This window comes from Mucilaginibacter ximonensis, assembly GCF_042686265.1.
In the GTDB taxonomy this organism is placed as follows: domain Bacteria; phylum Bacteroidota; class Bacteroidia; order Sphingobacteriales; family Sphingobacteriaceae; genus Mucilaginibacter; species Mucilaginibacter ximonensis.
The window spans coordinates 673,453-692,663 of sequence record NZ_JBHUPD010000003.1; the positions used below are offsets into that span (position 1 = coordinate 673,453).

The window sequence follows — 19,211 nt, forward strand, 5'->3', positions numbered from 1 at the left end:
TAAAAATTAAAAGATGAAAAGATATATATTAATAACAGCGTCGATAGCACTACTATTAAGCAGCTGCACCAAAGACCTTAAGTCTATTGATTATTCAGACATCAATCCGGCTATTTTTCCCAAAACAGCGTCAGACCTTGACGCAATGGTTAATGCGGCTTACTACCCGCTAAGGGGGGCATACAGCAACGGCATTTTTTCGACTTCAGAAAAAGGCGTAATGTTTCTGTCAGATGCTACGACAGAAATACTTTATGGCCCCTACGGCGATCAATATACCGCTACCTTACAAAGCTATTTGCCTAAAGACGCCGCCTTTACGCATTATTATGATGATTATTATAATAAAATAAGCATGATGACAAACACCATTGACCTGATACAGAAATCAACTGTCAGTGATGATTTGAAAAAGAAAGCAATAGCCCAGGTACGTTGCGCCAGAGGACTTTTAGCCTATACCTTATTTGACTTGTACGGACCAATTGTTATCGCCCCGTTGGACGTTATCCAGAACCCGTTAAAAGAGGCCACACTTCCCCGTTTATCAAATCAGCAAATGGTTGATTATATCAAGGCTGACCTGGTGGCTGCTGCTGCCGACTTGCCCGCGCCCGCCGATGCCGAATACGGCCGGTTTAATAAAGCCCTGGCAAAAATGATCCAGATACGGTTAGATCTTCATGAAAAAAACTGGTCTGAGGTGTTAACATTATGCAACGATATCATTGGTTACGGTTATTATAGCATCGACCCTAACTATGTAGGTATGTGGGACCTTGAGGGGGCTAAAAACAGTAAAGAGGTTATTTGGGCTATACCTTGCGATTATGCCGGTACAAGCGAAAACCAATGGCAGTTGATGGTATTGCCGGCAGTTTACGCACCCAAAGGCGGTTTTGGTACTATACAAAGCACCTGGTATTTCTACGATAGCTTTGAAGCCAATGATAAACGTAAAACCATGCTCATTTCTGAGTTTACCGGTACAGATGGTATAACTTACAACAGAGCTAATCCGGGCACGCTGATCAATTACGGACCTATACCGCTTAAAATTAATCCTGACGCTGCCCGTACAACCGGTTTAACAACTGTTGATATTATTATGTATCGTTATGCCGACGTATTATTATCTAAAGCAGAAGCTATTGCCAATCTTTCTGGCCCAAACCAGGAAGCTATGGATCTGGTAACCACTATCAGGAAAAGAGCGGGCCTGGATCCGAAACCTCTTGCAAATTACTCAACCTTATCACAATTTAACGATCTCATTTTATTAGAGAGAAGCCATGAGTTTTGGTGCGAGAACGGCCAGTATCGCGCCGATTTGATTCGCATGGGTAAGTTTATATCCCGCTGTCAGGAAGTTAAGCATTCTACGCTTACTGCCCCGTACAAAGTGCTGTATCCGTTTTCGCAGGCGCGTGTAGCCGAGGGTAAGGGTAAATTTTTACAAAATCCCGGTTATAATTAAAGATTGCTAAGGGTGTTCAGATAACCTTTTAAACGATAAGATGATGAAGAACTTTAATAAATTGATTGTTGCAGGCGCCGCGTCTGTCTTGTTAACCTGTAGCATAATTGCAGCCTGTAAAAAAAGTGGGTCCGGTGGTAACAGCAATCCTGTTGTAACCACAGATGACGGGGTGAAATTTGACCAGTCTACAGATATATTTCCGAACCCTGAACGCGGTTTTACGAAAACGTATACAACTAATACGCCCTTAGACCCGGTGTCATTAAATACTTTTCGCGTAAACCAGAACACAACGCTTATAGTTCGGCTTTTTTATCTGTCAGATTATAAAAACAAAGCAATTGATCAGACTTATCTTGATTTTATCCAAACCGATCTGAATACCATTCGTAACGCGGGTCTTAAAGGTGTAATACGCTTTGCATATACTGAAACTGGAACAGATGCTCCACTTGCCATTGTTGAACAACATATGGATCAGCTTAAGCCAATATTTGAGTCTAATAAAGATGTGATTGCATTTGTGCAAGCCGGTTTTATTGGCGACTACGGCGAATGGCATGACTCAACCAATGGCTTAGCTACCGTTGATAATGAGAAGACCATACTCAATAAATTGTTAAGTGTTGTACCTAAGGATATCATGATACAAGTACGCACACCGTCTCAAAAACAACAGATATTTGGAACCAGCGTAGCTATAACTGCAGCGCAGGGCTATTCAGGAGCCGACATAGCCAGGATAGGGCAGCATAATGATTGTTTTTTGTCCAGCGATGACGATTACGGTACCTATGTAAACGCCGCTGTAGAAAAACAGTTTATCAGTAACGAGGCGCTATATGTACCTGTAGGCGGCGAAACCTGCCCGCCAATCGGTAACTATTCTACCAGTTGTGATCAGGCCCGTACGCAAATGAAGCTGCTGCGTTTAACTTATCTGAATATGGATTATTATCAACCCACACTTAGTGGTTGGAGAACGTCAGGTTGTTTTGATGAGTTTATCAGAAACCTGGGTTATCGCCTTGCTTTGGTAAATGCAGTGCTTCCCGGCGCAGCCAGTTTAAACGGTAGCTTAAAATTGGGTATTAACATCACCAATGTGGGCTACGCGCCGCTTTACAATAAAAAAAATACCAGTATTATCTTAAAGAATACCAGTACGGGTACTTATTATGAGGCCCCGCTTGCTTACGATATCCGCGGAGTAAAGCCCGCCGCCACCGTAAAGCTTGATGAGTCCGTAAGCCTTAATGGTATCCCGGCGGGTACTTATGCGCTTTACCTGCGCATTGCTGATCAATCGCCAGCTTTAAAAGGCAGAATAGAATATGCCGTAAGGTTAGCGAACAAAAACACCTGGGTTGAGGATAATGGGGGGATGAATGATTTAAAATCAACTTTAAAAATTCAATAATCTTTATAAATATTAAGAAAATGAAAAAAAGTATTTTATACCTATGCTGTATCGCTATAGCGATGATTAGCATCAATGCCTGTAAGAAAAATGATCAGGGCAGCGGTACCAAAGCGGTTTTTAGTTACGTGGCCGATGGCTTCAATGTCAACTTTACCAATTTTTCGCAAAATGCCACTGAGTACAGCTGGGACTTTGGTGACAACAGCGGTGAGACCTCTACTAAAAAATCGCCGCAACATATTTTTAAAAGCAAAGGCGACTTCCTGGTTACACTAACCGCGAAACAAGGATCTTCAATCAGTAAATTCGCCGATACGGTTAGTATTATAGGCCCGAACATAAAAATTGACGGCGACTTTACCGATTGGCAATATGTAGATTATGCGTTTACCAATACCGATGCTACAAACGGAGGTACGTTGCTTGCTGTTAAAACCTTTGCCTCGCCAACAGATATTAACGTTTACCTGGAAGGCACTACCGATATGAAATTTGATATCATCGATATGTATATTGATTCAGATAATAACCCCAAAACAGGTTTCACAACCGGTCAGTATCCGGCAGGCTCAGGAGCTGACTATTTGTTTGAAGGAAGTTTATCAGGCGGTTGGGGTAGTTTGTACATCCATAGCGGCGACCCTGCAAGCTTTTCATTCTCGCCGGTTTTTGACATCGCCAACGTTCTGCATTATTCAGCTATAAAAACGGTTAGCGGTAAAAATGTGATGGAGTTTTCAATCAAAAAATCTGCATTGGGTACTCTTAAAAGCGCTATAAACTTTTGCATTGTCGAAAGTACTTCAGGCTACGCGCAAACAGGCGCTATCCCGGCTAATAATTCAGCATCATCAGGGTTTTTACAAGTAAAGTTGTAATGCCATTACTTATCCAGATTTGCACCTAATTTTATACACTAGCCGAGAAACCAATGACGACAATTGAACTACCCCCTCAACAAATTAAAAAAAACGCTAATCCAATAGTTATTATTGGTTCGTTGTTTTTTGTTTTCGGTTTTGTAACGTGGTTGAATGGTACGCTTATTCCTTTTTTGCAATTAGCTTGCCAGCTTAATATATCACAAGCCTTGCTGGTAACCTCGGCCTTTTATATGGCTTATTTCTTTCTGTCGCTGCCATCATCGTACATCCTTAAAAAAACAGGATTTAAAAATGGCATGTCGCTTGGGTTATTTGTGATGGCTATAGGTGCCTTAATATTTATCCCCGCAGCCAATACGCGTGTTTTCCCGTTGTTTTTAATTGGCCTGTTTGTACAGGGCATGGGTCTGTCTTTATTACAAACGGCCTCTAATCCTTATATTACTATTGTCGGGCCTATTGAAAGTGCCGCACAACGCATTAGTATAATGGGGATATGTAACAAAGCAGCAGGCGCGCTTAGCCCGCTTATATTAAGCACGTTGGTGCTTAAGGGGGCGCAGGGTATTGAGAACCAATTAAAAACCATTACAAATGCTGCGCAGAAAGAAGTTTTATTAAATGATCTGGCAGCACGTGTAATTGTGCCCTACATTATCATAGCTGTTGTGTTGGTAGCGCTGGCTTTACTAATCAAATTTTCGTCTTTGCCTGAAATTGATACCGACAAAGAGCAAGTGAACGCCGATGGAACAACCAGAGCGTCCAAAAGCAATATTTTCAAACATCGCAATTTAAGTTTGGGCATAATATGTATCTTCCTGTACGTTGGAGTTGAAGTTATGGCCGGCGATGTGATTGGCACTTATGGCAAATCGTTGGGTATGAGTTTAGATCAAACAAAGATATTCACCTCGTATACGCTGGCCTCGATGGTTGTAGGTTATATTATTGGCATACTTACCATCCCGAAATATATCAGTCAGGAAAAAGCCTTAATGGTGTCGGCCATAGTGGGCATCGTATTCAGCGTCACAGCCTATGCAACACACAGCTACGTTAGTGTGGCATTTATCGCTTTGTTGGGTCTTGCAAATTCTTTAATGTGGCCAGCCATTTTCCCGTTGGCAATAAAGGGTTTGGGCAAATATACCAAGTTGGGCTCGGCGCTTCTGGTCATGGGTATTGCAGGCGGAGCTGTGGTGCCACAGGTATACGCAGCACTAGCAAGGTCATTTACGGCCCAGCTGGCATTTTTATGCAGCATGCTGCCATGTTATGCTTATATATTATATTACGCCGTTGCAGGTCATAAAGACATGGCAAGCCGGTAGCAAAGCCAGGTATTAATAGACATTCATTAAAAAAACGATATAATACAATTACTAATTATGGAAAGAAGAACGTTTTTGAAACATAGCACCATTGCCGCTGCCGGTATAAGCTTACTACCAGGCGCTAGCCTTTTTGCGTCAGCACCTCAAAAAGTCAGAATGGGCTACATAGGAGTAGGCGCGCGCGGCATGGGGCATGTAACCGAAGGTATTCTACGGGATGACGTAGAAATTGTAGCGGTATGCGATACACAGGAAAGTTCATTAAAAATATTCAGAGAGTTCATAGCAAAAAGAGGGCACGCGCCCGTAAAAGAATATACAGGAGGGGTAGACGCTTACAAAAAGCTGCTTGACCGCAAAGATATAGATGCCGTGATCATTGCTACGCCGTGGCAGTTTCATCATCCCGTGGCGATTGACGCTATGAAGGCTGGCAAATATGTAGGGTGCGAAGTGATTGCCGGGCTAACGGTTGAAGATCACTGGGATATTGTAAATACATCAGAAAAAACGGGGATGCCTTACATGACGCTTGAAAACGTCTGTTATCGTCGCGATGTAATGGCAGCCCTGAATATGGTCAGGCAGGATCTGTTTGGCGAAATTGTACACCTTGAAGGGGGCTATCAGCATAACCTGCGGCAAGTTTTGTTTAACAACGGTAAACAGTATTATGGAGGCGGTGTTGAATTTGGGCCCAACGCCTTAAGCGAAGCGCAATGGCGCACGCAGTTTAACATTGATGTTGACGGCGATATTTATCCTACACATGGCGCCGGTCCTTGTATGCATTATGTAAATATTAACGCCGGGAACCGTTTTACAAATTTGGTTTCGGTAAGTTCAAAAGCCAGGGGTTTGGCAGCTTATGTTGAAGAGCTGGCGCCGGGTAACAAAAACGCTAAGATCAATTATAAAAATGGCGACGTAACCACAACCATGATTAATTGCGCCAATGGTGAGACGGTGCTGCTTAGTCATGATACGCACTTGCCGCGGCCATACTCTTTAGGGTTTAGGGTACAAGGTACAAAAGGGCTTTGGATGGATGTGGCAAACAGTGTTTATATAGATCATAAATCGAAACAAGATGACGAATGGGACCCGGCTCAAACCTGGTTCGATAAATACGATCATCCGCTTTGGAAAAAATATGAAAAATATGCTGCAGGCGCCGGCCACGGCGGTATGGACTGGTTTGTATTTAATGCTTTTGTAGAAGCCGTTAAACAAAAGAAACAAACGCCGATTGATGTTTATGATTCTGTTACCATGAGCGTTATCACACCATTGTCAACAAAATCCTTGCGAGAGGGTAATGCACCACAGGAATTTCCGGACTTTACACGAGGCAAATGGAAAACCAGAAAAAATACTTTTGCACTTGATGACAGCGGATTTTAATGAATCTAAAGTTCTTAATATTTTAAAGCTACCTCAAAAGGGTGGCTTTTATTTTTGTGGTGTTGATTGACACAACACAGTTATTCAATCGAATGACGCAATTATCCGCCTGCTTATTCGAAGTAAAGCCGTTGTGCAAGTATGTACGTGATGAACGAAGTTAGGGTTATATGTAAAATGACAGGACAAATAAAAGTGGCTGTCTCAAAGTAAGACAGCCGCTTTTCTGGTGTGGACGCAGTGAGCCAGATCTTACACCAAAAGAGCCTTCATTGGTTAAAAACGAAGATTATTTGTTAAAAGCGCAAAACATACTTGATGCCATTGAAGGGATGTTAAAGTCGCCAAAAGATATCAAATCGGGTCAATGACAATCTCATGGAATGGTTGCCAAATTGGTTATGTTATTCATACCTAACTGCTAAATTTTAAACCCCAATCATATACATTTCCAAAACATCAATAGGTTTAATTTATACTATTTAGCGCCTTATGAACTAACCATTTGTAGCTTTCGCCTATAGGAAGTTCAACTGTTCCGATCTCTACATCGCTTGCTGTAAAAGCCTTTATTTGTTTTAAGTTGGCAATAAATGAGCGATGAATACGTAGAAAGCCCTTAGCCGAAAGTTTATTTTCGAGATCGCTAATGCGATATTTGACGGTCAGTGTTTCTTTGGTAGTAACGATTTTTACATAATCCTTTAGGCTCTCTACGTACAAAATGTCGTCGGTGTTGATCCGGATGTTTTTATAACCCGATTTAAAATAAATGACATCAGGTTCAGGAGATTGTAGATGGGCAGTTTCGGTTACGGGATGGTCATTGCCCCGCAAGTAACGCTCGACCGCTTTGAAAAAACGCTCGAAGGTGATGGGTTTAAGTAAATAATCGACAATATCCAGGTCATAGCCATCGACGGCGTATTCCCGGTAAGCGGTAGTGATGATCACTTTTGGCGGATGTTTCAGGGTTTTCAACAGGTCGATCCCGCTGATGGCGGGCATTTGGATATCCAGGAATACGAGGTCGATCCCATCCCGCTTCAGCACTTCCAGGGCTTTTAGCGCATTGCCGCAGGTGGCGGTTACTTCCAGGAAATCGAGTTGCGCAATATGCTTTTCCAGTAGCATAATCGCCAGGGGCTCATCATCTATCAGCAAACACCTGATCTTTTTCACGCGGGAATGGTTAGTTCTACTCTAAAGGTACAGTCATCTTTGTTGATCTCCAAGCTATAGGCACTACCATATACGAGGTCCAGTTGCCGTCTTAGATTTTGCAGGCCGATGCGTTCTGTCAGATGGACTTGCGCGGGCTTATCGCGGGCCATGGTGTTGACGATGCTGAACCAAAAACGATTCTGATCGGCCCTTAGTTCAATCTTGATCTCGGGCGAACCGGCATCATCGCTGGCACCATGTTTAAACGCATTCTCGGTTAATGACAACAGCACGAGGGGTGCGATCTTGATTTCTCCTGCGATATCGGCGGTAAAATTTACGGTCAGCCGTTCATCATAACGCAGTTTTTCCAAACCGATATAATTCTCCAGCAAAGATAGTTCAGCTTTTAAGGGCACAAGGTTATCGTTACACCGGTATAGGATATGATCTAAGATGTCTGCCAGCCGGGCAATGGATGGCGAGGTCGCCGTCGATGAGGTCAGCGATAAGGAATAGATGTTATTGAGCGTATTGAACAGGAAATGCGGGTTAAGCTGGTTCTTTAGCATCTTCAACTCCGTTTCTGCTTTTTCTTTTTCCAATGCCAGCGCCCTTTTTTGGGTTTCCAACTGGTCTTTAAATATTTTGAAGAATACAAAGACAAATGCGACGGTTATGATCTGGAAATAATAGACGTAAATGAGCTTCGGGATATCGGTCAGTATTTCGGTATAGGTTTCAAAGGCTTTTGGTGCCACACCAGCCATCGGCTCACATATCTTAACGATAAAAATGCGGCCCAATACCGAAACCGCATAGCTTAAAACGATAAAGGCGATGATAGAGCTAACGTATTTTTTCCGATAAACAAATTGTGGAATGATCAGATAGGCTAAGCCATAGCCTGCTATTACCTCGGTTGAGATATAAAGTGCGTCGCTGATAAACTCAAAGCTGTAAGTGCCTTGCTTGCCATCAGCATATTTGCTGGCGCTCACCGAGATCAGCAGGAAAATGAACCAATAGAGCAGATGGCTGAGCCAGCGGTGCTTTTTGTGAAATGATAAGACGGTATCTACGAGGTTCATGTACAATGATAACCAATTTAACGGGCTGATCTTTCATTTGTCGACCAACAGGCAAAAGCGCCCCCTGAAACGGGTTAATCGCGCTATTTTGCTTGTCTGCCGTCCGAGATCGACTTACTGCCTTTTGTTTGACGCGCGCGTGTTTGAAGAGCTTATCCTTGCCGCAAAAACGACCGTATGAAATACCTGTTTTGCCTGCTCTTTCTCTTTAATTATCTGTTCGCCGATGCCCAGTTCAGCCTGAAAGGGAAGATCAGCGATGAACAAAAATTGCCTCTACCATCGGCCATAATCCGTTTAAAACAATTACCGGATTCTACACTGTATAAAAGTGCCGTGGCCGATACCGCTGGACTTTTTACGCTGACTGCTATCCAGCCGGGAAATTATGTGCTGATGGTCAGTTCAGTAGGTTACCAAACTTTTATGGCAAGCGTTGGTGTCAGCAATAATCAAACGATGGATTTCAGTTTGAAATCTTCGCAGTCTACTTTAAAAGAAGTAGCTATCCGGTCTACTGTACCGCTTTTCGAAAAACAAATCGACAGGACCGTAGTCAACGTGGAGCAAAACATCGCCAATACAGGTATCAATGCGTTGGAGTTATTGAAAAAAATACCGGGTGTACAAGTATCGTCCGACGGACAGGTCACGCTCAACGGCAAATCGGGTGTTAATATCACGATCGACGGGCGAACAACATTTTTGTCGGCCGATGACCTGGCTAGTTTGTTAACTAATACACCTTCGTCGGATATACAGAAGATCGAGATCATGACCAATCCATCGGCCAAATATGATGCCGGTGGCGCTGGCGGTATCATTAACATCATCCGGAAAAAGAACACCAAAAGCGGATTTAACGGAAATGTCACCGCCAGCTCCGGCTTGGGTCCGCATTACAGTCGTTATAACAGCAGCCTGGTGCTCAATTTCAAAACAGACAGGTATAATTTGTATTTGAATAACAGCTACGGTTATAGCAATGGTTATACCGCCAGTTACGGCACCAGTGACATTATGAATGGCAACGCTTTAGCTTCCGAACAAACCACGACTAACCAGGCGACGACCGTCAACGAAGCGTACAATTCCTCAGCGGGCCTTGACCTTTATCTTTCAAAAAAAACCACGCTGACGCTGACCGGCAGTATCTCTGACCGCAGTTCCAACAATAACCTCACCTCGATGTTAACCACCGCAGACAGCAGCCGGGTTAAAATCGGCAGCGAAAATTTTAACGCGCTGAACATCGACAAGCCGTTGAATTTCACGACCGGGGTTCAACTCATGCATAAGCCGGATACGACCAACAGGCAGTGGTCTGTTGATGCGGACTACTCAGACTATCATTACCGGCCCGGCCAGTACAATACAGGGTTAAACTATGACCCATCGGGGAACTTTTTGAGCCGTAGTGACGTATTTATCGACGAAATGCGGACGCTACATGTTTTCGGGACAAGGACAGATTATGTTTTGCCCTTACGGGGGAACGGCAAAATAGAAACGGGCCTAAAATCGAGTTATGTCAAAACCCTGAACAATAGCATTTATTATAACCGGTCGGGCGGGCTAAACGTCGAAGCCCCCTATCAAAGCAATCATGATGTGAATATTGAAAACATTAACGCGGCGTATATCAATTTTAATCACCCGTACAAAAAAATAACCCTGCAAGCCGGTTTAAGGGCCGAACAAACAGTCATGAACGGTGAGCAGTTAAACAACGCCGCTTCCTTCCATCAAAACTATTTCGGACTGTTCCCGACTGTTTTTATTAACGGCAAGATCGATGAGCATAATACCTTAAATTTCCAGTTCGGGAAACGGACCGACCGGCCGGATTATCACGAGCTGGTGCCTTTCAGACGGCCGCTTTCGGCAACGCTTTCTTTCCAGGGGAACCCGAACCTCAAACCGGACATCAACTGGCATACGGAATTGACCTGGTCATGGAAGAACACCTTTTTTGTGACGGCGGCTTATGATATTGACCGTAATTATCTGCGCACCTTATACTATCTAGATTCCGATAAAATAACCATTACCCGCATGCCCACCAATATACCGCTTGCGCATTCCTGGAATATAGACCTCAGTTTCAATAAAGAGCTGGCCAAATGGTTCAGCACCAACACCACCGCCACTTTTTACCGTAACCTGTTTAACGGCACCGCTAATAACGGCTTCAGTTTTGACGACCAAGGGTTTGTCACGCTTGACCTGGTGACTAATAACAGTTTCCGCCTGAGTGATAAATTATCCTTAGAAGCCGATTTTGAGTATGAATCACGACGGCAGTTCGTAGGTTCTATTTTTGGCGCCTATTCGGTTTTAAACCTCGCTGCCAAACAAAAATTGTTTCATGGACAGGGTTCGCTCAGCCTGAACGCAAACAATATATTAAACACCGAAAGCCGAGGTAGCAGCGACCGTTATCTCAATCTGAATCAATCCGGTTATTCCTACGTTTATTCCCGTGCATTTTTATTGACCTTCAATTATCGCTTTGGTAACGGTAAACTCACTAAAACACAAAACAGATCAGGCTCAGAAGAAGAACAGAAAAGAGCCTGGAATTGACATTATACAGACACTCGCCTGAAATACTTGGTGGAAAATCTAATGAGAATCGCAAATTGGGGAAACAGCATGACTGCACTGAGAAACAATGCAATCGGATTGCGTTCATTTCATATTAATCTTGTCTTCTAAAGTAGGCTATAGATTGTGACCATCAGCCTCACTTTTGGCAGCATATATCGTTTCCTGCTCAATAATTTCGACGATCATTTCAGCGATAAGGTCAAGCATATCTGTACATTGTTCTGCACACTCCTTGCTACACGCTTCTCCGGTCTTCCTTCAATAATGGCTTTTACAATTTTGATATCCTCGTTATGCATAAATTATAAAGCTAATATTTAAGCATTTTGATACCCAATTTGAAAACTGTTCAACTATGGTTCAAACCTATCGTTAAATTTTTGCTTTTCAATTTGCTTAAGAATGGCTTGAAATGCAGTCCTGATGCGGTTCAATTCTCATCAACCCTCGCAAAAAATGAATGAGATTATGCAATTTTTCAAATGGAATTATAGAAAATATACCTAAATATCAATTACTTATAAAAGTAAAAAATAAACGGGAATGTGGTTCTAAACATTCCCGTTAAGTGGAGCCGGAGGGATTCGAACCCTCGTCCAAACATGGTATAAGGTACGCTTTCTACATGCTTAGCGTCTCTTTAATTGTCGGGAAGGGGAAGGTGAGCAGCTTACCTGTACCGTCTTCCTTAGGTGCTTTGTTTCGCCGGTTGTTCGCACCTTACAATCAGCTATTTTCATTTGTTCGATGCCCCGGATGCCGGCCCAATGAAACCAGAACCGGCGGGACAAAAGCTATGCTAATTCTAAATTAGGCAGCTAAGGCGTAGTTATTTTCGCCAATTATTGTTTTGAATGTTCAGATTAAAGCGCTAATTCATCCAACGCGCTGCATGCTTACATACTTATCTCCATCCTGTCAATTCCGGTCGACCCCATTAATGAGCCAAAAGCTGAAAGGATAAAGCTTAAAGCGATTACAAATATACAAAACTCAAGCCAATTGCTAAGCCTTTAAAACGTTTCCAATGTAATGGTAAGTCAAATGGGCGCTTCCAGCTTTATGCTTTACAAAACGCTTTCAGCTTTGGCTTTACGCTTTCAGCTTCAACCCGTCCCGGATAAACTTTCAAAGCTTCCTCCAGGCATACCATGGCTTTTGCCAGGTCGTTATTGTTCAACACATAGGCTAACCTAACCTCATTCAAACCGGCACCGGGTGTGCTGTAAAAGCCGGTTGCAGGGGCCATCATTACAGTTTGGTTCTCGTAGCTAAACTCTTCCAGCATCCATTGGCAAAATTTGTCAGAGTTGTCAATAGGTAATTGAGCCATTACATAAAACGCACCTCCGGGATTAGGGCAAAATACACCTTCCATGTTGTTTAACGCATTAACTACGGTATTTCGGCGGGCCGTATATTCAGCTTTTACGCGGTCGAAATACTCGTCAGGCGTGTCAATAGCTGCTTCGCCGGCAATCTGCTCAACCAGGCCTACGCTTAGTCGCGCTTGCGCAAACTTGATAGCTGTTTCCCAGAATTTTCTGTTCTTGGTAATAATACAACCCAAGCGTGCGCCGCAAGCACTGTAACGCTTGCTCATGGTATCAATAATGATCACATTATCTTCCAGTCCGTCCAGATGCATTGGCGACACAAACTCCTGGTCGTTATAGCAAAACTCGCGGTAAGCCTCGTCGGCAAAAAGATAAAGATCATGTTTTAATACTAGCGCTTTGAGTGTCTCCATTTCGTCGCGCGAGTACAGGTAGCCTGTCGGATTATTTGGGCTGCAAATAAAAATAGCGCGGGTTTTGTCGGTAATGGTTTTCTCAAACTCGCTGATAGGCGGCAAGGCAAAACCGTTACTAATGTGAGACAGTATGGGCTTTACAACAATATCGCTCTGGCTGGCAAAGCTGTTGTAGTTAGCATAAAATGGCTCGGGCACTATCACTTCGTCGCCAGCATCCAGGCAGGTCATGAAGGTGATCGATATTGCTTCTGAACCGCCTGTAGTTACAATAATATCGTCGGTAGTGATATTGTAGCCGTTTCTGTTGTAATATTTAGCTAATTGCTGGCGATAGGATAAAGTACCTTCAGACGCGGTGTAAGCCCAAACTTTAAAATCTATATTTTTAACCGCCTCAATCATACCCGTCGGGGTTTCGATATCCGGCTGTCCGATATTTAAATGGTATACTGTTTTTCCGTCAAGCTTGGCTTTGTCGGCAAAGGGTGTTAATTTTCTGATCGGGGAAGCGGGCATCCGCTGTCCCTTACGCGATATACTTGGCATTTGGCAAAAATAGAAAAAAGATGAATTTTATTTTGAATAAATCGATTTAGCGTATAATTAAATTGCATATAAACAAAAAAGACCCGAATATTCGGGTCTTTTTTGTTTTGTTTACTGACCCTTTATTCTGTAGAGATTAAAGGGTTAAGCTATAATCACTACCTGGTACCTGTCGCCGCCGCTTTGGCTACAACTTCGCCTACGATAGTTAAATATTTTTGTGGGGTTTTTGCATTACTGGTAACCACAATAGTTTTGCTGAATGGCGCTGCTACAGCCGCATTATAAGTAATGGTAATTTTACCGGTGGCTCCTTTTTTAACCGGTGTTTTAGTATAGTCAGCTATGGTGCAACCGCAGGTAGGTCTTACTTCAGTTAAAATCAACGGGTCATTTCCCACGTTGGTGAAAGTAAATACAGTGGTAACAGGCGTACCTTGAGGTACTTTGCCAAAGTCGTGCTTTTCTTCGTTAAATTTAAATTCAGGCTTGTTAGCGTCCTGGGCATTGTCTTGTGCTGAGGCGTTAACAACGAATCCTAAAACTACTGCGCACATTAAAATAAATCTTTTCATAACGTATGTTTGATTATTACAAATATAAAAGGTTTAACTAAACCATTGCTGTTCATTTTAAAATTAATGAACTGTTTTTGTGGTTTATACGGCCCTACAGTCATTTTGTTAGAGTTTAGCACAAGATTTTTACAAATGTAAATATCGCGCCATAGTTAGTGAGGCAGCATTGCACCATTAAATACTTTTTATATGTTTGCCAAAACAGGGGTAGGTATTGCACTTAACCGCGGCGCGCCGAAACATCTGCTTTGCTGAAAAAAAACTATACCATAAAGCGCTTGTTTTGATAGAGGGTTATATCAATAACCAAATAGATTTTTTTAATTTTACAGACTAAATATACGCTTATGCCCGAAACTACAAATCCTGGTACCAGTAAAATTGATCTTACTGAACTAAGTTTTGATGATTTCAAGAACGTAGTAATTAATGATTACCGTATAGCTTATGAGAGCCGGCAGGCCAGCCTGATAGGCCGCCGTGAGGTACTTACGGGCAAGGCCAAGTTTGGCATTTTTGGCGATGGTAAAGAAGTTGCCCAGATAGCCATGGCTAAAGCCTTTAGAAAAGGCGACTGGCGTGCGGGCTATTACCGCGACCAAACTTTCATGTTTGCTACGGGCATGAGCAACTTGAAGCAGTTTTTTGCGCAATTATATGCTAATCCTGATATCAGTGTTGAGCCATCATCAGGCGGCAGGCAGATGAACTGTCATTATGCAACACGATTTATTAATGAGGACGGCAGCTGGAAAAACCAGGTAGAAAGCATGAACTGCTCGTCTGATATGTCAACCACCGGTGGCCACATGCCACGGTTGCTGGGTTTGGCATTTGCTTCAAAACTATATCGCGAGAATAAAGAGTTATCAGCGCTTGATAATTTTTCTGTTAGTGGCAACGAGGTGGCTTTTGGCAGCATCGGCAATGGAGCTACTTCTGAGGGTTTATTCTTTGAAGTGTTTAATGCTGCCGGCGTGCTGCAGGTACCTATGGCTATTTCTATTTGGGATGATGCTTACGCGATATCTGTTCCGGCTGATATCCAGACCACCAAAGGCGATATTTCTGAGGTTCTGCAAGGGTTTCAGCGAGAAGAAGGCACCAACGGTTTCGAGATATTTAAAGTAAAAGGCTGGGATTACGTGGCCCTTTGCGAAACTTATGAACGTGCTATAGCCATGTGCCGCAAAGAGCATGTGCCGGTAATGATACACGTAATTGAGATGACCCAACCCCAGGGCCACTCAACCTCGGGTTCGCACGAGCGTTACAAAAGCAAGGAGCGTCTCGATTGGGAGAATGAGTACGACTGCCTGCTGCAAATGCGCACCTGGATGCTCGAGTCGGCTATTATTACTGAGGATGAACTTAGCGCTTTGGAAGACAGCGCTAAAAAATATGTACGCGAATGTCAGCGTGAAGCCTGGAACGACCTGCTAAGTCGTGTTAAAGGCGAGATAGACGAGGTTTCAAACCTCATTGATCAACTGGCGCAGGTTTCAGCTTTTAAAAATGAACTGGATGCTATTAATGCCGAGTTATTGGCTTGTGTAGATCCGGGGCGAAAAGATACCACAGCAGCCGCACGTAAAGCGCTGCGGTTAACCGTTTCAGAAACTTCTGCAGAAAAAAATATGCTGAGCAATTGGCTGGAAGTTGAAAACGAAAAAAATGCAGATCGCTATAACTCAAAATTATTCAGTAATTCGCCCGACTCGCCGTTAAACGTACCGGTAGTGCCCGCGCAGTACACAGACGACGCGCAGCTGATTGACGGCCGCGAAGTATTAAATGCCTGCTTTGACGCCAACTTTACCCGCGATAAGCGTGTAGTTGCCTTTGGAGAGGATGTTGGCGCTATTGGTGACGTAAACCAGGGCTTTGCCGGCTTGCAGGCCAAGTACGGCCGGTTGCGTATTATGGACACCGGTATACGCGAATCGGCTATTATTGGTAAGGGCTTAGGTTTAGCTATGCGCGGACTGAAACCTATTGCCGAGATTCAGTATGTGGACTATGTTCTTTATGCCTTAACCGTTTTAAGCGATGATCTGGCCAGTCTGAGTTATCGCACAGCCGGCGGGCAAAAAGCGCCTGTTATTGTACGTACCCGGGGCCACAGACTGGAGGGTATCTGGCACTCAGGCTCGCCCCTGGGTATTATGCTGAGTTCAATGCGTGGTTTACATATATGCGTGCCGCGTAATATGACCCAGGCTGCCGGCATGTATAATACCTTATTGCGCGGTGACGAACCTGCTATTATGGTGGAATGCCTGAACGGATATCGCCTGAAAGAGAAATTACCGGCTAACGTAGGCGATTTTACGGTGCCATTAGGTAAAGCTGAGATTTTGCGCGAAGGCTCTGACATGACCGTCGTTTCTTACGGCTCTACCTTGCGTGTTGTTCAGGAAGCCGCAATTGAACTTGAGAAATTAGGTGTCTACATTGAAATCGTCGATCCGCAGACTTTATATCCCTTTGATATTGATAATGTTTGCGGAAACTCGCTTTATAAAACCAATAAGCTTTTGGTGGTTGATGAAGATTTACCGGGAGCGGCGTCCGCTTATATCCTGCGCAATATTTTGGAATCCCAAAAAGGCTATTACGCGCTTGATGCGCCGCCACGGACGTTAACTGCTAAAGATCATCGTCCTCCGTATGGATCAGATGGCGACTATTTCACCAAGCCATCGGTTGATGACGTTGTGGAGCTGGTGTACAGTATGATGAGCGACAGTAATCCGGGAAAATATCCTCCTGTCTATTAAACGCGGCTTAGTGAGCAAACAAACCCACGGAAATAACAATGAAGCCGGTATGGTTTGGTGGCCGTACATCAAGTATGAACTGGTCAGTAAATTATCGCCTGAGCAAATCAGGCAAAAAATTGAGCTATCAGGTGAGGAGGATTTTGTCATTCATTATTTGAATGGTATTATTTACATCAAAGAATCATCCAGCTTTAAATTTGGGTCGCATTCGCGTTCATTTAAACCTGAAGCTGCTTTGATAGGTGCGTCAGCCGGCGATGCGTATAAATATCGTGTCGAGCTCAATGCAAGGCTAAGTTCAATGCTTTTATTGGGCCTGGTATTGCTGGCTATAGTGGCTACCATAGCTTTTTCTAAAAGAAATGATCTCATCATCGGGCATTACAAAGACGCTGTAATTGCTTGTATTTGTGTGTTGATGATGGGTTATGCCTTGCCGGTAGTTACTTTCAATGCCGATTTGAACCGGATCAAATTATTTATCGATGACCTGTTGGAAATCGAACCTTAAATTAAATCTTACAAATTCTTATGGATACAAATTTTGAAATTGTTGCCGGCGTAATTAAAAATCGTCGCACCATAAAGCCGTTTATGATGAACGGCCAAAAAATAGATAATGCACAAGTTACTCAACTGTTGGAACTGGCCGACTGGGCACCCAACCACGGATTGACCGAGCCCTGGCGCTTTGTGGTTTACGCTAACCCCGCTGACTTTTGCAGTGCACACGCGGCGCTTTACAAGCAAAACACCCCGACTGAAGAATTTGCCCAGGGCGTTTATGACAACCTGGCTCACCAGGGTGATAAAGCCTCGCATGTTATTGTTGTGGTAATGAAACGCGGTAGCCTGCCTAAGATACCCGCTTTTGAAGAAATTGCTGCGACGGCTTGCGCTATCGAAAATATCTTGCTGGGAGCTACAGCCGCCGGCTTTGCATCTTACTGGGGCACAGGCGGCATGATACTAAAACCTGCAATGCGTACGTTTTTAGACTTAGGCGATGAAGATGAGGTAATGGGCGTGCTATACCTGGGCTATGCCGACGAGCAGCCTAAAGGCATACGCAGGATACCATTAAGCGAGAAAATTAAATGGGCCTGAGCCTAACTAATTACAAGGTGTTTCGTAAACTGGTATAATTTAGCTGATATATAATTGTTTTGTCAGAATTTAAATAGGTGTTAATAAAATTTATTTAATAGTAAAAATTGCGTATATTTGTATTACCAATTACACCAACTCACTGCCGATTTTTTATTAACTATTGGATTTTAAACTCAATAAAGTATGAGAAAACATTTTTGGTGGATTAACTGCGTACTAATCATTTTATTGATGAGTGTTATAAGCTGGACACCGGTTCGCACGATAAAGAATTCTAAAAATTTAACGGTTACACATAACGCTACTGCTAAAGAATTATTTAACCAGTATGTAAGCACGGTTTACCAGACAGCAGGTTTGCAGCAAAGCGGGCTAAATCTGGAAGTTTTTGAGAAAGCGTTGACAGGTTACTTTAACATTAAGGCGCAAAATAATCTGGCTCAAAATAACTCGGTTATCACCGTGGTTGACTTTACCAAATCAAGCCGCGAAAAACGCATGTGGATCATAGACTTATTGAACAAGCACCTATTGTTAAACACCTGGGTGGCCCACGGTAGGGGTAGTGGCGACGAAATGGCAACCAGTTTTTCTGACACTAACGAGTCGCATCAAAGCAGTTTAGGCTTTTACCTTGCCGACGACGTTTATGTTGGTAAACATGGCCGTTCGCTGCGTTTGGATGGCCTGGATGCAGGTTTTAACAGCAATGCACGCTCACGGGGCGTGGTTGTTCATGCTGCTGCGTATGTTAGCGAGGGTACTATAGCGGCTATGGGTCGTTTAGGCCGTAGCTTTGGTTGCCCTGCGGTATCACCAATGGTAATCAACCAGGTAATTAATACCATTAAAGGTAAGTCGGTGTTTTTTATCAATGGCAACAGCAGCAACTACACTTCAAAATATTTAAACGAAGCTGTATTTGCCAACTTTACGACGCCTGATACTACTACCCAGGCCATGATCGAGTCGCCGAAATTGTAAGAACTTTTTCGTTGTAGTTTTTTATAAAATAATAAGGCCCGCAAGTATTTGCGGGCCTTAT

14 protein-coding genes and 1 other RNA gene are annotated in these 19,211 nt (G+C 43.4%); 10 read left to right on the top strand and 5 right to left on the bottom strand.

What is annotated here, in order from left to right; all coding sequences use genetic code 11:
- Positions 1 to 13 precede the first annotated feature (13 nt).
- Genes ACFS5N_RS16965 through ACFS5N_RS16985 form a run of 5 tightly spaced genes read left to right on the top strand, consistent with a single transcriptional unit; the run spans position 14 to position 6,528 of the window.
- The gene (locus tag ACFS5N_RS16965) at positions 14 to 1,477 is read left to right on the top strand and encodes a RagB/SusD family nutrient uptake outer membrane protein (protein WP_377188335.1); all 1,464 of its coding nucleotides are present in this window, start codon (positions 14 to 16) and stop codon (positions 1,475 to 1,477) included.
- A 40-nt stretch (positions 1,478 to 1,517) separates the two neighbouring features.
- The gene (locus tag ACFS5N_RS16970) at positions 1,518 to 2,900 is read left to right on the top strand and encodes a DUF4832 domain-containing protein (protein WP_377188338.1); all 1,383 of its coding nucleotides are present in this window, start codon (positions 1,518 to 1,520) and stop codon (positions 2,898 to 2,900) included.
- A gap of 20 nt (positions 2,901 to 2,920) precedes the next feature.
- Positions 2,921 to 3,781, top strand: coding sequence for a PKD domain-containing protein (locus ACFS5N_RS16975; protein WP_377188341.1), 861 nt, complete (start codon positions 2,921 to 2,923; stop codon positions 3,779 to 3,781).
- A gap of 53 nt (positions 3,782 to 3,834) precedes the next feature.
- Positions 3,835 to 5,121, top strand: coding sequence for a sugar MFS transporter (locus tag ACFS5N_RS16980; RefSeq protein ID WP_377188344.1), 1,287 nt, complete (start codon positions 3,835 to 3,837; stop codon positions 5,119 to 5,121).
- Positions 5,122 to 5,178: 57 nt separating this feature from the next.
- Complete coding sequence (locus ACFS5N_RS16985; protein ID WP_377188347.1) at positions 5,179 to 6,528, top strand: Gfo/Idh/MocA family protein; 1,350 nt, start codon at positions 5,179 to 5,181, stop codon at positions 6,526 to 6,528.
- A 468-nt stretch (positions 6,529 to 6,996) separates the two neighbouring features.
- Here the strand turns inward: ACFS5N_RS16985 and ACFS5N_RS16990 are convergent, their stop codons facing one another.
- On the bottom strand, positions 6,997 to 7,710 hold the full coding sequence (locus ACFS5N_RS16990; RefSeq protein WP_377188350.1) for a LytR/AlgR family response regulator transcription factor: 714 nt from the start codon (positions 7,708 to 7,710) through the stop codon (positions 6,997 to 6,999).
- Positions 7,707 to 8,783 (bottom strand): sensor histidine kinase, encoded by a 1,077-nt coding sequence (locus ACFS5N_RS16995; RefSeq protein ID WP_377188353.1) that lies wholly within the window; start codon positions 8,781 to 8,783, stop codon positions 7,707 to 7,709. Before ACFS5N_RS16995 ends, ACFS5N_RS16990 begins: the two co-directional genes overlap by 4 nt.
- A 177-nt stretch (positions 8,784 to 8,960) precedes the next feature.
- On the opposite strand from ACFS5N_RS16995, the gene ACFS5N_RS17000 reads away from it, so the two are divergent.
- Positions 8,961 to 11,369, top strand: coding sequence for an outer membrane beta-barrel protein (locus ACFS5N_RS17000; RefSeq protein ID WP_377188356.1), 2,409 nt, complete (start codon positions 8,961 to 8,963; stop codon positions 11,367 to 11,369).
- A 590-nt stretch (positions 11,370 to 11,959) separates the two neighbouring features.
- Here the strand turns inward: ACFS5N_RS17000 and ssrA are convergent.
- The 3 genes from ssrA to ACFS5N_RS17015 form a co-directional block, all read right to left on the bottom strand.
- Positions 11,960 to 12,329, bottom strand: a transfer-messenger RNA (tmRNA) gene (ssrA, locus tag ACFS5N_RS17005).
- A gap of 124 nt (positions 12,330 to 12,453) precedes the next feature.
- Positions 12,454 to 13,695, bottom strand: coding sequence for a pyridoxal phosphate-dependent aminotransferase (locus tag ACFS5N_RS17010; protein ID WP_377188359.1), 1,242 nt, complete (start codon positions 13,693 to 13,695; stop codon positions 12,454 to 12,456).
- 158 nt (positions 13,696 to 13,853) lie between these two features.
- Positions 13,854 to 14,270 carry a DUF1573 domain-containing protein gene (locus tag ACFS5N_RS17015; RefSeq protein WP_377188362.1) on the bottom strand — a complete coding sequence of 139 codons (417 nt, stop codon included), beginning with the start codon at positions 14,268 to 14,270 and terminating at the stop codon, positions 13,854 to 13,856.
- Between the two features lie 350 nt (positions 14,271 to 14,620).
- Here ACFS5N_RS17015 and ACFS5N_RS17020 point away from each other — a divergent pair, with 350 nt between their 5' ends.
- The 4 genes from ACFS5N_RS17020 to ACFS5N_RS17035 all read left to right on the top strand — a co-directional run bounded on the left by ACFS5N_RS17020 (position 14,621) and on the right by ACFS5N_RS17035 (position 19,150).
- Entirely contained in the window at positions 14,621 to 17,053 is a 2,433-nt protein-coding gene (locus tag ACFS5N_RS17020; protein ID WP_377188365.1) for an alpha-ketoacid dehydrogenase subunit alpha/beta, read from the top strand.
- Positions 17,054 to 17,063: 10 nt separating this feature from the next.
- Positions 17,064 to 17,567 (top strand): hypothetical protein, encoded by a 504-nt coding sequence (locus ACFS5N_RS17025; RefSeq protein WP_377188368.1) that lies wholly within the window; start codon positions 17,064 to 17,066, stop codon positions 17,565 to 17,567.
- 20 nt (positions 17,568 to 17,587) lie between these two features.
- On the top strand, positions 17,588 to 18,163 hold the full coding sequence (locus tag ACFS5N_RS17030) for a nitroreductase family protein (protein ID WP_377188371.1): 576 nt from the start codon (positions 17,588 to 17,590) through the stop codon (positions 18,161 to 18,163).
- A gap of 186 nt (positions 18,164 to 18,349) precedes the next feature.
- Positions 18,350 to 19,150 (top strand): murein L,D-transpeptidase catalytic domain family protein, encoded by an 801-nt coding sequence (locus ACFS5N_RS17035; RefSeq protein ID WP_377188375.1) that lies wholly within the window; start codon positions 18,350 to 18,352, stop codon positions 19,148 to 19,150.
- The last annotated feature ends 61 nt before the right edge of the window (positions 19,151 to 19,211 follow it).

What these genes read in the sequence shown, in the direction of transcription:
- ACFS5N_RS16965 (WP_377188335.1), top strand. Translation starts at nt 14, where the DNA reads ATGAAAAGATATATATTAATAACAGCGTCGATAGCACTACTATTAAGC.
- ACFS5N_RS16970 (WP_377188338.1), top strand. Translation starts at nt 1,518, where the DNA reads ATGATGAAGAACTTTAATAAATTGATTGTTGCAGGCGCCGCGTCTGTC.
- ACFS5N_RS16975 (WP_377188341.1), top strand. Translation starts at nt 2,921, where the DNA reads ATGAAAAAAAGTATTTTATACCTATGCTGTATCGCTATAGCGATGATT.
- ACFS5N_RS16980 (WP_377188344.1), top strand. Translation starts at nt 3,835, where the DNA reads ATGACGACAATTGAACTACCCCCTCAACAAATTAAAAAAAACGCTAAT.
- ACFS5N_RS16985 (WP_377188347.1), top strand. Translation starts at nt 5,179, where the DNA reads ATGGAAAGAAGAACGTTTTTGAAACATAGCACCATTGCCGCTGCCGGT.
- ACFS5N_RS16995 (WP_377188353.1), bottom strand. Translation starts at nt 8,783, where the DNA reads ATGAACCTCGTAGATACCGTCTTATCATTTCACAAAAAGCACCGCTGG.
- ACFS5N_RS17000 (WP_377188356.1), top strand. Translation starts at nt 8,961, where the DNA reads ATGAAATACCTGTTTTGCCTGCTCTTTCTCTTTAATTATCTGTTCGCC.
- ACFS5N_RS17010 (WP_377188359.1), bottom strand. Translation starts at nt 13,695, where the DNA reads ATGCCAAGTATATCGCGTAAGGGACAGCGGATGCCCGCTTCCCCGATC.
- ACFS5N_RS17015 (WP_377188362.1), bottom strand. Translation starts at nt 14,270, where the DNA reads ATGAAAAGATTTATTTTAATGTGCGCAGTAGTTTTAGGATTCGTTGTT.
- ACFS5N_RS17020 (WP_377188365.1), top strand. Translation starts at nt 14,621, where the DNA reads ATGCCCGAAACTACAAATCCTGGTACCAGTAAAATTGATCTTACTGAA.
- ACFS5N_RS17030 (WP_377188371.1), top strand. Translation starts at nt 17,588, where the DNA reads ATGGATACAAATTTTGAAATTGTTGCCGGCGTAATTAAAAATCGTCGC.
- ACFS5N_RS17035 (WP_377188375.1), top strand. Translation starts at nt 18,350, where the DNA reads ATGAGAAAACATTTTTGGTGGATTAACTGCGTACTAATCATTTTATTG.